This window comes from Variovorax sp. GW821-FHT09B05 (assembly GCF_059418265.1).
In genome coordinates this window covers 852,251-865,997 of sequence record NZ_JBWKPN010000001.1, presented here as the reverse complement: position 1 = coordinate 865,997, position 13,747 = coordinate 852,251, and the positions used below count along the sequence as shown (strand labels likewise).

The window sequence follows — 13,747 nt, the reverse complement described above, 5'->3', positions numbered from 1 at the left end:
GAGGAGTCGGCGCCCTTCAGGCGGCTTCGACGAAGGGTTGCGGATCGGGCAGGCGCGCGAACGCGGGCGGCTCGCGCCATTCGCCGGGCGCGAGGTCCAGCGGATGCTTCACGTGCGGCAACCCGCTCCAGGCCGGGTCGAGCCACTGGCGCCCCATGGCCACGACGGTGCGGAACACTTCCTCGCCGCCTTGCACCAGCTGCTCGCGCTCGCGCAGCTGGCCCTGGAACAGCTGCTCGTAGCGCTGCACCAATTGCGTCTCGATCGCGGCGATGGCGCTAGTCGGTGGATGGGTGCCGAGCCGATGGCCCGCGAGATCCGCCTCGACCAGGGCCGCGCGCGCCTCGCGCTCGTAGGCCGTGGCGCATTGCGCGATGCGCTCGCAGCGTCGGGGGTCCTGCATCGCGAGCATGTCCTGCAGCAGTTGCGGCACCGTGCTGTTCGGCCGGTCGGCATCGGCCATGGTGCGCGCCTCGCGCACGCCGGCCAGCGCCGAGGCCCAGGCCCGGTCGCGCTCGCCGGCACCGAGCCAGGCCTGGGCCGCGGCACGCTGGCCCTCGACCGCGAACAGGCTGTTGGGCACGCGGCGGGCCGCTTCGGCGGCCTGCTCGAAGGCATGGGCCGACTGCTTCATGTCGCCGGCCGCGGCCCATGCGCCGCCTTCGGCCATCCAGCCCTGCATCAGCAGCATCGGGCCCATCGGGTTGCCGGCCTGCGTGGCCTGCGCCGCCGCGGCACGGGCCTGGCGGTAGCGCGCGACCGCGCGCGCGACGTCGCGCGCCTGCAGCCAGGCGCCGCCCACCATCACGTCGAGCACGGCGCGCTGGTCGGACCAGCCGTTGCGCGTGGCCAGCCGCGCGGCGCGCTCGGCGGTCGCTTCCACGGCGGCCGCGTCGCCGCGACGCAGCAGCACCAGCATGTCGGCATAGATCTGCCGAAACAGCGCGGCCCCGCCACTTCCGCCGCCCGCCTGGGCCGCGATCTCGCGTGCGGCTTCCAGGATGTCGAGCGGCGCATCGACCACGCGCACGACGCCCGCATGCCGCTCCACCAGCGGCTGCCAGGCGCGCGAGTCGCTGTCGTCGACCAGCACCAGCCGCAGCAGCCCGGCATCCCGTGGCGGCACGGGCGCCTGCAGCGCCGCGTCGAGCCAGCGCTCGAAGCAGGCCGCGTCGCTCACGCCACCCGGTTGCAACACGACGGACAGCCGCTGGCGGCGCAGGTGGCGCGCCAGCGACAGGCCGGTGTCGACGAAGCCGGCAGCGCTGTCGCGGCCGCTCGCGTGTTCCTCTTCCCAGGGACCGGTCACGCCCTGCTTCGCGAGCTGCGGCCGGTTGTGCAGGAAGGTCTCGATCAGGGCCTGCCGCAGTTCGCGGCTGTAGCGGTAGCCGGTCTCGTAGGCCGCGTCCAGCCGCAGGAAGAGGTCGGGCGTGGCGTAGTCGCTGTCCACCATCTGCAAGGTGAAGAAGGCATCGAGCATGCGCTGCGAGTCGGGCGGCAGCCGCAGCACGACCGCGCGCAGCGACGCATCGTCGGTGCGCTCCCACCACAGGTCGTGGAGCCGGGCCATGCGTTTTTCGACCGGGTTGCGCACCGGTGCCGCGGAGGACATCGATGCGGCCCTCAGCAGTTCAGGAAGATCTTGGTGCCGTTCACCGTGACGCCCGAGGCATCGAGCATCAGCGTCGCGCTGCCCGCGCGCAGCACGATGCGCCCCGGCGTGACCTCCACGGCCGTGCCGTCGACATCGAGCACCACGCTGGTCGGGCTCGCATGCGTCATGGCGCCCGAGGCGAAGGTGTCGAGCGTGCCGCCCTCGGCACTCACGCCCACGCTGCCCGAGGCCACGGCCGAGAAATCGCCGCCCTGCGCCAGCAGGCCCATGTTGAGGGCGGCCGTTCCGAACAGGTTGGCGGCCGAGCTGGTCAGCGAGACGTCGCCCTGCGCGGTGGCCGAGGCCGGACCGGCCGGCACGTTGAGCGTCATCGCGTCGTTGTAGGTCGCGGCATGCGAGCGGGCCGAAACCTTGTAGGCCTGCCCGATGGTGGTGGTCTGGCCCAGCGTGACGTTCCACAGGTCGTTGTCCTGCGCCGTGACGGTGCGGGCCTGGGTGACCGTCAGCGAATCCGTGCCCGTGACCGAGGTGGTCTGGTTGCCCGTGACGCTGGCGGTGCGGTGGGCCTTGGCGATGTGCGTCTGGTCGCCCGTGACCGTCAGGGTCTCGGTGCCGGTGATGGCATGGCTGCGGTTCGACTTGACGGTGACCGCCTCGTCGCCGTCCACGGTCTCTTCGCGCTGGCCGTGGATCGTGATCGTCTCGTTGCGGTCGACGGTCTTGGTGCGGTCGTTCTTGATGTGGTGGGTCTCGTCGCGCTCGACGGTCTTGTTGCGGTCGCGGCCCACGGTGTGGACCTCGTCGTTCTCGACCTCGAGCAGCTGGTCGCGCTCCGCATGCAGCCACAGCTGCTCCTCGCCGAGCTTGTCCTCGAAGCGCAGCGCATTCGCGTTCGCGGCGTTGCCGCCTTCGGAGCTGCGCGACAGCAGGCCGCTCTGGGTCGCGTTGGCGGGCAGGTCCCACGGCGGCATGTTGTCCGCGTTGTAGACCCGGCCCGTGATCAGCGGGCGGTCGGGGTCGCCGTACTCGAAGTCGACCACCACCTCCTGCCCCACGCGCGGGATCTGCATGCCGCCGAAGTTGCTGCCGGCCCAGGGCGAGGACACGCGCACCCAGCACGAGCTGCTCTCGTCCTTGCTGCAGTAGCGGTTCCAGTGGAAGCTGAGCTTCACGCGCCCGTACTGGTCGGTCCAGATCTCGCGGCCCGCGGGACCGGTGACCACCGCCGTCTGCGGGCCCGTGGTGCGCGGTTTGATCGCGTCGGGCGTGGGGCGGAAGATGTTGTTCGCCGGCAGCACCTCGAACTCGACCCGGCAGCGGAACTCCTCCAGCCCCGTCGCGTCGCCCGCTTCCTGCAGCGACAGGCGCGCGGCGGTCACGAGGTAGTCGGCATTCGCGCTGTCCTGCGGATGGTCGGTCAGCGTGAAGCGGTAGCCGGCCGCCAGGCCGCGCAGGTTGCCCGCGCCGCTGGCGACCTGGCCGGGCGCGCCGGTCTCCTCCATCCGTGCGCGCGCGATCTGCTCGCCGTCGGCCTCGGCCGCATAGTTGCCCGGCCAGGCGAACACCTCGCGCGTCGCATGCCGGGTGCGGCGCGGCATTGCCTTGGTGCGCAGCAGGTCGGCCTTGGGGCGCGTGAAGTCGAAGTCGCCCGTCACCCACTGGCCGCTTTGCAGCGCCTCGGCCAGCTGGAAGTGATGGCAGTGCTCCTCGTTGGACGAGGCCTCGGCGGCGCTGAAGGGAATGCGCTCGTAGCCCCCGGCGGGGAAGGGAGCGTGCGCCTGCATGTCGTCGACGATCACCAGCGTGTGGCTGTTGGCCGCGTGCTCGAAGTAGTAGTAGAGGCCCCACTCGTGCAGCAGGCGGCTCGCGAAGTCGTAGTCGGTCTCGCCGTACTGCACCACGAACTCGCGCGGCGGATAGCTGCCCGTGGCGCGGATCGAGAGCGCGAAGCCGTAGGCCCCGAGCACCTCGTCGACGATGTCGAGCACGTTCCTGTTCTGGAAGATCCGGAAGTCCCGCGAGCGCTGGGCCAGGCTCAGCCACGACTCGATGACCACCTCGTAGAGCGCGCGCCGCTGCTCCAGGCGCAGGAAGCGCGCCCGGGTCACCAGCCCCGAGAGATGGCGCTGCTGCTGCGCGCCGCCGGGCCGGCCGTCGAGCAGGATGTGCACGCCGAACTCCTCGCCGATCAGGGGCTTGAGCTTGATGTTCGCGGCCGAGCGCACATCGATGGCGCTCGACGCCGGCGTGGTCAGCGTGAGGGTGTAGCGATAGGGGCGGCTGAGCGCTTCCTCGCCCTCGATCAGGACGGGTTCGAGGGCGGCCACCCCATCGAGCATGGGCATGGCATCGGAGGTCGCGGTGATCTTGCGGCCCCGGCTGGAGGCGGGCGTGGGCATGGAACTCCCTGAAGCGAAACGTGAAGGGCGACGACAGGAGCGGACCGTCTCCCGCATGCAAAACCGAGCACTGTAGGGAAGCTCGCGCCGCTCAACCGTAAGAAGCTGCAACCAAATTGCAATGGCGACACATCCATTCCACTACGTTCGGCGACGGATATCAGTCGAAGGTTCGAAGGAAGGCCTTCGTTGGCCGCACGGCATCGAACCGGGGGTGCAAACGTTTCCGCTCCGGGCGGCACTCTACTGCCGTTTGGGCCGGCCGAAGACGCGACCACTAGGATTCGTAGTCGCGCGCCGATGCACCGTCGGCGCCGTGGAATCAGGCCCTTGGCCCCGCGCCGAAGCTCTGCCGGTACGCGCTGGGACTCACGCCCGCCACGCGCTGGAACTGCGCCCTGAAGTTCGCCGCCGACCCCAGCCCGACCTTGGCGACGATCTGCTCGATGCCCAGGCGCGTGCGCTCCAGCAGCTCCTGCGCGCGGCGCACGCGCGCGCGGATCAGCCATTGCGCGGGCGAGACGCCGAACTGGTCCTGGAAGCGCCGGTTCAGCGTCCGCTGGCTGCTGCAGGCCTGGCGCGCGAGCTCGTCGAGCGACAGCGGCCGGTGCAGGTTGCGCTCCACCCAGGCGAGCAGCGGCTGCAGGTCGCGCTCGGCGGGAAGGTCGAGCGGCTGGATGAACTGGGCCTGGCCGCCCTCGCGGTGCAGCGGCACCACCGACAGCCGCGCCACGCGCGCCGCGACGGCCGCGCCGAAGTCCTTGCGCACCATGTGCAGGCACAGGTCCAGGCCCGCCGCCGCGCCCGCGGAGGTCAGGATCTGGCCGTGGTCGATGTAGAGCACCTTGGCATCGACCTCCACCCGTGGATGAAGCTCGGCGAGCAACGGCGCCGCGACCCAGTGCGTGGTGGCGCTCAGTCCGTCGAGCAGGCCGGCCTGCGCCAGCACGAAGGCGCCCGAGCAGATGGAGGCGATGCGCGCGCCGCGTGCTGAGGCCGCGCGCAGTGCCTGCAGCACGGCGCGGCTGATCGGCGCCGCGGGATCGGCGATGCCGGGCACGACGATGGTCTGCGCCTCATCGAGCACCGAGAGCCCGTGCCGGACCGTGAGCGTGAAGCTGCCGTTGTCGAAGGACTTCCGTTCGCCGCAGACCGCGATGCGGTAGCAGGGCTGGCCGGGCGCGAGTTCCGCATGGCCGAAGACCTCGCAGGCGCTCGCGAGATCGAAGGCGATGAGGCCGGGCAGGGCGAGCACCGCGAGCCGGTGCGGGGTGGTGTTCGGGGCGCGGGGTGTCATGGCGGCGGATTCTTCCATGGTTGGCGAGAAACAGTCGAAGCTTGTCAATCCGGCCACTTTCGCCTCGGGCAATGCATGGGGAGACTACGGAGGTTCCCGTCATGGAGTTGCTCTTGCCGTCCCGAGCCCTGCGCCTTTCCCGTCTCCGGCTGTTCTGCCTGCTCGAAGCCACTACGTTGCTGATCCTGCTGCTGGTCGCGGTGCCGATGAAACACCTCGCGGGCCTGCCCTGGGCCGTGAGCCTCATGGGGCCGCTGCATGGCCTGGTCTTCCTGGGCTTCTGCTGGAAGGTCGCGAACGCGGCGACGCTCGAGGACGTCTCCGCGCGCATGGGCTTCAAGCTCGTGCTCTTCGCCTGCCTGCCGGGCGGTGGCTTCTACAGCTGGAAGCTGCTCGACCGCGAGCCGGCCTCGCCATGACCTATCTGTGGCTCAAAGCGTTGCACCTGGCCGCGGTGCTCGCCTGGACCGGCGGCCTGCTGCTGCTCGGCGTGGCGGCCGCCGCGCTCGGCCGTTCAGGGGGCGTGCTGCTGCCGCACGAGAAGCGCATGGGACAGGCCTTCCTGCGCTGGGACCGCCGCGTCACCGTGCCGGCGATGGTCGCGGCATGGGGCCTGGGCATCGCGCTCGCGAGCCTGGGCGGCTGGTTCGGCGCGGGCTGGCTTTATGCGAAGCTGGTGCTGGTGTTCGCGCTGTCGGGGCTGCACGGCGTGCTGTCGGCCTTTGTCAGAAGGCAGCTCGAGGGCACGAACACCCGCGAGCGCGCATGGATCCGGATCAGCCCGGGACTGTGCGTCGCGGCGCTCGGCGGCATCGCGCTGCTCGTCGTGCTCAAGCCTTGAACCCGGGCTCGAGCGAAGGCAGGTTCTGCGCCGCGAAGTCCGCGAACAGCTTCGCGCGCGCGAAGCTGCCCCGGGCCGCGGGCCACACCGCATGCACCGGCACCCTCGGCGACTCGAATTCGGTCAGCACCAGCTCGATGCGGCCGCTCTCGAGCAGATGGCGGATCTGCCACAGCGGCGTGAAGCACAGTCCCAGGCCGTTCGCCACCGCGGCATAGAGCGAAGCGGTGTTGTCCGCCCGGAAGCGTCCCGAGACCTTCACCCGCCGCGGCCGGCCATCGATGGTGAACGGCCAGTTGGCGTCGTTGCCATGCGTGGTGCGCACCAGGCATTGGTGGTCGACCAGGTCCTCGGGGCGTTGCGGACGCCCGTGCCGCGCGAAGTAGTCGGTCGCGCCGAACACCACGAGCCGCAGGTCGCCGAGCCGCCGCGCCGCCAGTTCGGAATCGGGCAGTTCGCCGATGCGGATCGCGAGGTCGATGTCGCCTTCGATCAGGTCGACGAAACGGTCGGAGGCGGTGAGGTCCACCTCGATGCCTGCGTAGCGTTGCATGAACGCGCCGATCAGCGGCACGACGAAGGCCGGCGCGAACTGCACGGGCGCGGCCACGCGCAGCAGGCCGCGCGGCGCGCTCGATTGGCTGCTTGCCTCCGCCGCGGCCGCGTCGAACTCCGCCAGCGCGGCCTGCACGCGCCGGTGGTAGGCCCGTCCCACCTCGGTGGGGGACGACTGCCGCGTGGTCCGCCGGATCAACTGCACGCCGATGCTGCGCTCGAGCACGCCCAGCGAGCGACTGACGGACTGCACCGAGCGCCCCAGCTGGCGTGCCGCGGCGCTCTGGCTGCCCAGCTCGACGATGGCGACGAAGGCGCGGATGTCCTGAATCTGGTCCATGGATTCTTCCGTTCTGGATGAAGGTCTTTGGCGGCCGCCGTGGATTCACGCGTGCGGCGGCCGTCCCTATCTTCGGGACTCCGCGGCCTGGTGCCGCTCATCGATCGAGGAATCATCCATGGAACAACATAGACCCACGGTGCTGGTGGTCGGCGCCACCGGTCGCGTGGCCGCGCTCGTGGTGCCCGCGCTGGTACGGCGGGGTGCCACGGTGCGCGCGCTGGTGCGCAGCGAATCCGGCCGGCGCCAGGCGGTCGGCAACGGCGCCGCCGAAGCCGTCGTTGCCGACCTGCGCGATCCGCCGAGCCTGCGGCGCGCGGCCGCGGGTGCGGACGGCGTGTTTCACATCGGCCCGGCCTTTCAGGCGGACGAAACGCAGATGGGTTGCAATCTCGTCGCCGCCGCGCAGCAGGCCGGGGTGCGCAAGTTCGTGTTCTCGTCGGTGATCCAGCCGACGCACGTCACGCTCGCGAACCACGCGAGCAAGGTCCCGGTGGAGGCCGCGCTGTTCGAGTCGAAGCTCGAATACACGCTGCTGCATCCCGCCAACTTCTTCCAGAACCTGCGGGGCGCCTGGCCCGGCATGGCGCGGGACGGCGTCTTCGCGGAACCCTACCCGGTGCACACGCGGATCGCGCGCGTGGACTATCGCGACGTCGCCGAGGTCGCGGCCATTGCGCTCACCGAAGACCGGCTGGCCTACGGCTCGTTCGAGCTGTGCGCGCCCGGCCGCTTCAATCCGCAGGAGATCGCGGCGATGGCCGGCGAGGCGCTCGGCCGGCCGGTGGCGGCGCGGGAGATGGACTTCGAGGGCTGGGTCGAGCTGACGCGCCCGCCCTATGACGCACGCCAGTTGCAGCTGCTGTCGAAGGTCCACGCGCACTATGCGGCGCACGGGCTCGGCGGCAATGCCCTCACGCTCGAGGCCATCCTCGGCCGCGCGCCGCGCACGCTGGCGCAATACATTCGCGAGCTCGCTGCCGCATGAGCCGCGGCCTCCGGAAACTGCCGGCGCGCTGCGCGGGCATCCTCATGCCGCTGCTGCTGTCGGTCTTCATGTCGTGCATCGTGGCCGGCATCGCGACACTCAAGAGCGTGGGGCTCAGCGAGGAATGGCCTCAAATGTGGATGGGCGCCTGGGGCGTCTCGTGGCTGGCCGCGTTTCCCTCGTTGCTCGTCCTGCTGCCGGTGGTGCGCCGCATCGTCGCGGCGACCGTGCAGAGCCCGCCGCGCTGACCGGCGCGCAAGGCCGCGAAGGCTCAGCGATCGATCCGCGCAACGAACTCCTCGCTCGTCATCACGTGCGCGGTCGAGAAGGCCAGGATGGTCAGCGTGGCCTGGTGCACCGCCTCGGCCGGCATCGCGCCCTGGCCCACGTCGGGGTAGTCGAAGGTGCCGGTCGCATCCGACAGGAAGGCCACCTTGTAGTTGCGGAACATCGCGTCGCGCGCCGTCGCATGGCAGCAGTTCTCGGTCGTGGTGCCGGTGATCGCCACGGTGTCGATGCCCCACTCGCGCAGGATCAGGTCGAGGTCGGTCGCGAAGAAGCCGCTGTAGCGGTGCTTCTTGACCACGTGCTCGCCCGCGGCGGGCGCGAGCGCCGCGAAGATCTCGCTGCCGGGCGTGTCGTCGACCAGCGCGCTGCGGTCGGCGATCGGGCCGTAGAGGTCGTCGTACAGGCCCATGTCGCAGCCGTCGCGCCGGTGCACGTGCGCGGTGTAGATCACGCGGATGCCGCGCTCGCGGCAGGTGGCCAGCGTGCGCGCCAAGGTCGGCACCATGGCCGCGGCCTGGGCCGAGCGCAGCTGGGCGCCCTCGGCGACGAAGTCGTTCTGCATGTCGACGACGATGACGGCGGTGGTCGCCGGATTGATGCGATCGATCTGATAAGGCATATTGGCCCCTCGGTGGGTGAGTCGGATGGTGGTGGGTGCGGCGATCTTGGGTCGCGCCGGCCGTCCGCGCTGGCCCCGGCTTGCCAAGCTTTGTTCTCCACCTGCCATCCATTCCATGAAAACCCTGGTCGAACCCGGCGACAGCTTCGAGAAGTGGCACCAGGTCACGTGCCGCAGCTACTCGGTCACGCAGTGCGCGAATGCGCCGGGCGGCGCGGCGTTCCGCGCCAGGGTGTCGCAGCGCGGGCTCGGCGCGCTCGCGCTCAACGAGATCGAATCGAAGCTGCCCGGTGCGGCGACCATCCGCGTCACGCGCGGCGCCACCGACATCCGGCGCGATCCGCGCGACGACTTCTTCCTCTGGTTCGCGCTCGGCGGCAACACGCGCTTCAGCCAGGACGAGCGGCGCGTGAGCATGCGCCCCGGCGACATGGTGCTGCACGACCAGTCGCGTCCCTTCAGCCTCGAGTTCGGCGAGTGGTCGCATGCGGTCATGGTCGCGATCCCGCGCGCGCTGCTGACCAGCCGCATCGGCGCGGCCGACGAATTCGTGGCTCGGCCGGTCGGCCGCAACGCCAAGCTGGCCGCGCTCGCGGGATCGGTGCTGCAGCAGCTGATGGCGCTGCACGACGATGCGCCGCCGGCGCTCGCACAGGCCGCGATGGACATCTGGTCGACGGCGCTCGAGGCGGAGCTCGCGCCCACGCAGATCGAGGCCGGCGCGCGCGACGGGCGCCTGGCGGCCGTGAAGCGCTACCTCCGTGCCCGGCTCGGCGCCCCGACGCTCGACGGCGAAACCATCGCGCGCGACTGCCACCTGTCGCTGCGCACGCTGATGCGGCTGTTCGCCGCCGAGGGCACCACGCCCGGCCGTTGGCTCTGGCAGCAGCGGCTCGAGGCCAGCTACCGGGCGCTCGCCGAAGGGCGCGTGCGGCAGGTGTCGCAGGCCGCGCTCGAGTTCGGCTTCACCGACCTCAGCCATTTCAGCCGCGCCTTCAAGGCGCGGTTCGGCCGCTCGCCGAAGGACGTGCAGGGCAAGGGCGCATGAGCACGAAGGAGATGAACGAGATGGCCACCAAGGCGCCCACCACGATCGACGACTACATCGCCGCCGCCCCGCCCGAGGCCCATGCGCACCTGCGGCGCCTGCGCGCGCTGCTGCGGCGCGTGGCCCCCGAGGCCCGGGAGGCCATCAAGTGGGGCACGCCCTTCTTCATCGAGCCGCGCTTCCTGTTCGCCTTCTCGGCCCACAAGGCCCACCTGGGCTTCGCGCCCTCGGCCGCGGCGCTCGAGGCGTTCCGCAAGGAGCTGGCCGGGCACCAGACCACCAAGGAGCTGCTGAAGGTGCGCTATGACGAGCCGCTGCCCGAGGACCTGATCCGCCGCATCGCCGAGCACCGGCTGCGCGTGGTGAAGGCACGCGAGGACGATTCGTTCTGGTGAACTGCAAGCCTGCCGGCCGGCGGCGAGAATGAAGCGCAGAGCCCCAGCCAGGACACGAGATTGCACGACATCGATCGCCCGGACCCTTCGCCTCGCTTTGCCAACCCTTCAACCGCCGCATCGGCCCTCGCGGAGGCCGAAGCGCTCGTTGCGCGGCTGTTGCCGCTGAGCACGCCCGCCGACAGCGCCTCGCCCGACCTGCAGGAGCATCTGGCCTCGGCCTGGTTCCGGCAGATCGAGGCGCTGGGCGCGCTCGGACGCACGGCCGAGGTGGTGGCGGTGGCCGATGCGCTGTGCGCGCATTTCGAGCCCGGTGCGCGCGATGTGCTGGCGCCGGTGTTCGCGCCGGTCGCGGCCTGGCCGTGGATCGCGCGTGCGCAGTGCGAGAAGGCCCGCGCGCTGGCAGCGACCGGCCACGCCGAGGCCGCGCTGGGCCTGCTGCGGGAGGTGCAACGCCGCTTCGAGCAGGCGCAGTCGCCGGCGCTGCGCGAATGGATCGTCGCCGCGGGGCTCGAGGAGGCGAGGCTGCGCGCCGCCGGTGGCGCGACCTTCGCGCGGGTCGACATGGTGCGGCATTGCGAGGACCTGGCGCGGCGCTTCGGCGGCGACGACTGGCCCGCGACGCGCGTGCTCGTGGCTCGCGTGCGTGCCGCGCAGGCCCGGATGCTGGCGGAGCTCGACTACCACGAGGAGGCGCTGAAGCAATACGCGGCCCTGCATGACGAGCTGCAAGCCGCCGACGAGCCCGCGCTGAAGGCGCAGGCCGCCGAAGCGTTGCATGCCCATGCACGCCTGCTCGAGACGCTGGGCCGCAACGAGGAAGCCCGTGCGCTGCTGCGCACCCTGATCGACGCCCATGCCGAGGCCGCCGAGCCGGACCGGCGCCAGACCCTCGCGCTGGCGCGGACCGACCTCGCGCTCGCCTTGCAGCGCGACCTGCTGCGCGGCGCGCAGGACGAGGACCTCGAGGAGCGCCTGCTCGCGGCCTGCGATGCCGTGCTGGACCCGCATGCGGACAGCGAAGACGCCACCGTGTTGCGCTGCGTGAACCGCATCCTGCGCGTCAAGGCGCAGCTGCTGCGCGACCGCGATGCCGAGCCCGACGACGAGGACCGTGCCGACGAACTGGCCGAATGGCAGTGGTCGCGCTATGCCGGGCATCCCGATGCGCAGGTCCGCAAGGAGCTGCTGCTCGCGATGCTCGACCAGCTGGTGCCGCTCGACGACCCGGCGCGCGAGCTGCTTGGCTACCGCCGCCTGCTCGAACGTTTCGGCGACGACCGCAGCACGTTGCTGCAGCCGCAGCTGGCACGCACGCGCCTGCTCGAGGCCTGGGCGCTGCGCGCGCTCGACCGGGGCGACGAGGCGCTGTCGGCGCTCTCGGAACTCGATGCGCTGCATGCCGAGTCCGCCGATGCCTACACGCGGCTGCAATGCGTGCACGGCCGCATCGAGCGCGCGCGGATCCTGGAGGCCCGTGGCGATGTCGAAGGCGCCCTGCGCGCGCTCGAAGGCTGGACCGAGGCCCGCGGCGCGGAGGACACCGCCCTGCGCCGCGCCATCGCGCGCGCCATGGACCTGCGCTGCGACATCCTGCAGGCACAGGCGCCCGCCGCGCATTCGCGCCCGGACGGCAAGGACGAGGAGGGCCGTGCGATCGAGGTCGCCGTGACCGAGGCTGAACATCGTTTCGCCGCCGCGGTCGATGCGCTCGTCGCGCGCTTCGCGAAGGACCCCGCCGAGGACCTGCGCACGATCGCGGTGAAGGCGCAGTACGCGCTCGCGGCCCATTGGCGCGGGCGCCTGCAGTTCCAGCGCGCGGTCGATGCCTACGCGGCGCTGGTGCAGGCCTTCGCGGCCGACACCTGCGCCGAGGTCGAGGGCGTTGTCGCCAGCGCCTACCTCAACCAGGCCTATGCACTGATGATGCTGCTGGAGCGCGAGGCCGACGCGCTGCCGGTCTACGACGCGCTGCTTGCACGCTTTCCGAATGCCACCAGCGCGGCGATGCGCGACACGCTGGCCAAGGCCGCGGCCAGCCGGCTGACCTGCCTCAACCGGCTGCAGCGCCAGGGCGCGGCGGTGAGCTACGGCGACCAGTACGAGGACCTGACGCTGGCGCAGCGCGATGCGATCGACGCCACCATCGAGCGCGGCCGCGTGCTGGCGGTGGAGGGCAAGCACCGCGAGGCCATCGCCTGCTACGACGAGGTGCTGCAGGCCCATGTCGAATCGCTGCACCCCGAGCTGCGGCGCCATTGCCTCGATGCGATGGTGCGCAAGGGCTACAGCCTCGGCTGCCTGTCGCAGCGCGAGGCCGCGCTGGCGGTCAACGACGAGGTCATCGCGCGCTACGGCAACGAGCTCTCGACCTCGGCCGAGAAGGACGTCGCGCTCGCGATGTCGAACCGCGCGGTGCAGCTCGACAAGCTCGGCCGCCGCGACGAGGAGCTGCAGACCTACGACGCGATCATCGTGCGCTGGGCCCGCTCCGACGTCGCCTACCTGCGCGAGCGCGTGGCCAATGCGCGCTACTGCAAGGCGATCACGATTGCCGACACCGACCTGGATGCCGCGCTGGCGCTCTACGGCCACGTGATCGACACCTGCCTGCAGGCGCCCGAGGTCGCGCTGCGCACCTATGCCGCGAAGTCCAGCGTGAACCGCGGCGTGCGCCTGCGCAAGGCCGGGCGCTACCAGGAGGCGGTGGCCTGCTGCGAGGCCCTGGTGAAGGCCTGCGGCGAAGAGGCCGACAAGGGCATCGCGGCCCAGGTCGTGAAGGCGCGCATCGGGCTCGCGCGCAGCTATGGCCGCGTGGGGCAGGTGGCGCGGCAGGTCGAGACGCTGGAACTGCTGCTGGCCTTGCCCGCCGGGAAGATCGACGAGGGCTTGCGCACCGAGCTGCGCGCGGAGTACCAGCAGCTGCGGCCGTCGCCGCTGGTCAAGGCGGCACGGGCGCTGGGCGCGCTGTTCGCCCCGAAGAAATGAACCACCACCGTTCGGGCCGAGCTCGGCCCGAACGGCGGGTGTATCGCGTCAATCCCCGAACTCGCGCGTCGTGCGCGGCGCATCGGACGCCTGCTCCTCCAGCGACTGCCGGTACTTCACGCAGCCGCGCATGAACTGCGGCCAGGCCGGCACCGCGATCGCGGGCGGCGTCTTCTCGGGCAGCAGCGCCCACAGGTCGGGATGGTGCCAGCACAGGTCGTGGCCGGTGGCATCGCGGTGGCGGCGCACGCCCTCGCGCAGCTTCCGGACCTCGGCGATCAGGTCTTCGCGCGACAGGGTGTCCAGGTCTTCGTCCATGAACGGCTCCTTCCGGATGGGGGAGGCTTCAAGCTAGCAGAAGCCTCCCGCGGAAG

General features: G+C 71.3%; 13 protein-coding genes. 7 read left to right on the top strand and 6 right to left on the bottom strand.

Translation table 11 applies throughout. The features are described 5' to 3' along the window. Nucleotides 1–16 precede the first annotated feature (16 nt). The 3 genes from AC07RM_RS03680 to AC07RM_RS03670 form a co-directional block, all read right to left on the bottom strand. Nucleotides 17–1,612, bottom strand: a complete 1,596-nt coding sequence (locus AC07RM_RS03680) for a hypothetical protein (protein ID WP_495333077.1) — start codon at nt 1,610–1,612, stop codon at nt 17–19. A gap of 11 nt (nt 1,613–1,623) precedes the next feature. Beyond that, complete coding sequence (locus tag AC07RM_RS03675; RefSeq protein WP_495333075.1) at nt 1,624–4,014, bottom strand: type VI secretion system Vgr family protein; 2,391 nt, start codon at nt 4,012–4,014, stop codon at nt 1,624–1,626. A 322-nt stretch (nt 4,015–4,336) separates the two neighbouring features. Next, nucleotides 4,337–5,311 carry a GlxA family transcriptional regulator gene (locus AC07RM_RS03670; RefSeq protein WP_495333073.1) on the bottom strand — a complete coding sequence of 325 codons (975 nt, stop codon included), beginning with the start codon at nt 5,309–5,311 and terminating at the stop codon, nt 4,337–4,339. Nucleotides 5,312–5,412: 101 nt separating this feature from the next. On the opposite strand from AC07RM_RS03670, the gene AC07RM_RS03665 reads away from it, so the two are divergent. Together AC07RM_RS03665 and AC07RM_RS03660 are read left to right on the top strand one after the other, a co-directional pair. After that, the gene (locus AC07RM_RS03665; RefSeq protein WP_495333071.1) at nt 5,413–5,730 is read left to right on the top strand and encodes a DUF3817 domain-containing protein; all 318 of its coding nucleotides are present in this window, start codon (nt 5,413–5,415) and stop codon (nt 5,728–5,730) included. Then, nucleotides 5,727–6,152, top strand: a complete 426-nt coding sequence (locus tag AC07RM_RS03660) for a CopD family protein (RefSeq protein ID WP_495333069.1) — start codon at nt 5,727–5,729, stop codon at nt 6,150–6,152. Before AC07RM_RS03665 ends, AC07RM_RS03660 begins: the two co-directional genes overlap by 4 nt. Here AC07RM_RS03660 and AC07RM_RS03655 read toward each other — a convergent pair. Next, nucleotides 6,142–7,047: a LysR family transcriptional regulator gene (locus tag AC07RM_RS03655; protein WP_495333067.1), complete on the bottom strand. Its 906-nt coding sequence runs from the start codon at nt 7,045–7,047 to the stop codon at nt 6,142–6,144. The two genes, AC07RM_RS03660 and AC07RM_RS03655, sit on opposite strands and share 11 nt — an antisense overlap. A gap of 118 nt (nt 7,048–7,165) precedes the next feature. Here AC07RM_RS03655 and AC07RM_RS03650 point away from each other — a divergent pair, with 118 nt between their 5' ends. Next, on the top strand, nt 7,166–8,035 hold the full coding sequence (locus AC07RM_RS03650; protein WP_495333065.1) for an NmrA family NAD(P)-binding protein: 870 nt from the start codon (nt 7,166–7,168) through the stop codon (nt 8,033–8,035). Beyond that, complete coding sequence (locus AC07RM_RS03645) at nt 8,032–8,283, top strand: DUF2798 domain-containing protein (RefSeq protein WP_495333063.1); 252 nt, start codon at nt 8,032–8,034, stop codon at nt 8,281–8,283. The genes AC07RM_RS03650 and AC07RM_RS03645 overlap by 4 nt, the downstream gene beginning before the upstream one ends. 23 nt (nt 8,284–8,306) lie before the next feature. Here the strand turns inward: AC07RM_RS03645 and AC07RM_RS03640 are convergent, their stop codons facing one another. Further along, nucleotides 8,307–8,942 (bottom strand): cysteine hydrolase family protein, encoded by a 636-nt coding sequence (locus AC07RM_RS03640; RefSeq protein WP_495333061.1) that lies wholly within the window; start codon nt 8,940–8,942, stop codon nt 8,307–8,309. A 115-nt stretch (nt 8,943–9,057) separates the two neighbouring features. On the opposite strand from AC07RM_RS03640, the gene AC07RM_RS03635 reads away from it, so the two are divergent. From AC07RM_RS03635 to AC07RM_RS03625, 3 genes are all read left to right on the top strand, one after another. Further along, on the top strand, nt 9,058–9,990 hold the full coding sequence (locus tag AC07RM_RS03635) for a helix-turn-helix domain-containing protein (protein ID WP_495333059.1): 933 nt from the start codon (nt 9,058–9,060) through the stop codon (nt 9,988–9,990). Further along, nucleotides 9,987–10,385 (top strand): iron chaperone, encoded by a 399-nt coding sequence (locus tag AC07RM_RS03630; RefSeq protein WP_296786072.1) that lies wholly within the window; start codon nt 9,987–9,989, stop codon nt 10,383–10,385. Before AC07RM_RS03635 ends, AC07RM_RS03630 begins: the two co-directional genes overlap by 4 nt. Nucleotides 10,386–10,544: 159 nt before the next feature. Beyond that, nucleotides 10,545–13,373: a hypothetical protein gene (locus AC07RM_RS03625; protein WP_495333057.1), complete on the top strand. Its 2,829-nt coding sequence runs from the start codon at nt 10,545–10,547 to the stop codon at nt 13,371–13,373. 48 nt (nt 13,374–13,421) lie between these two features. On the opposite strand, the gene AC07RM_RS03620 is transcribed toward AC07RM_RS03625, so the two are convergent. Next, the gene (locus tag AC07RM_RS03620) at nt 13,422–13,691 is read right to left on the bottom strand and encodes a hypothetical protein (protein WP_495333055.1); all 270 of its coding nucleotides are present in this window, start codon (nt 13,689–13,691) and stop codon (nt 13,422–13,424) included. Nucleotides 13,692–13,747 lie beyond the last annotated feature (56 nt).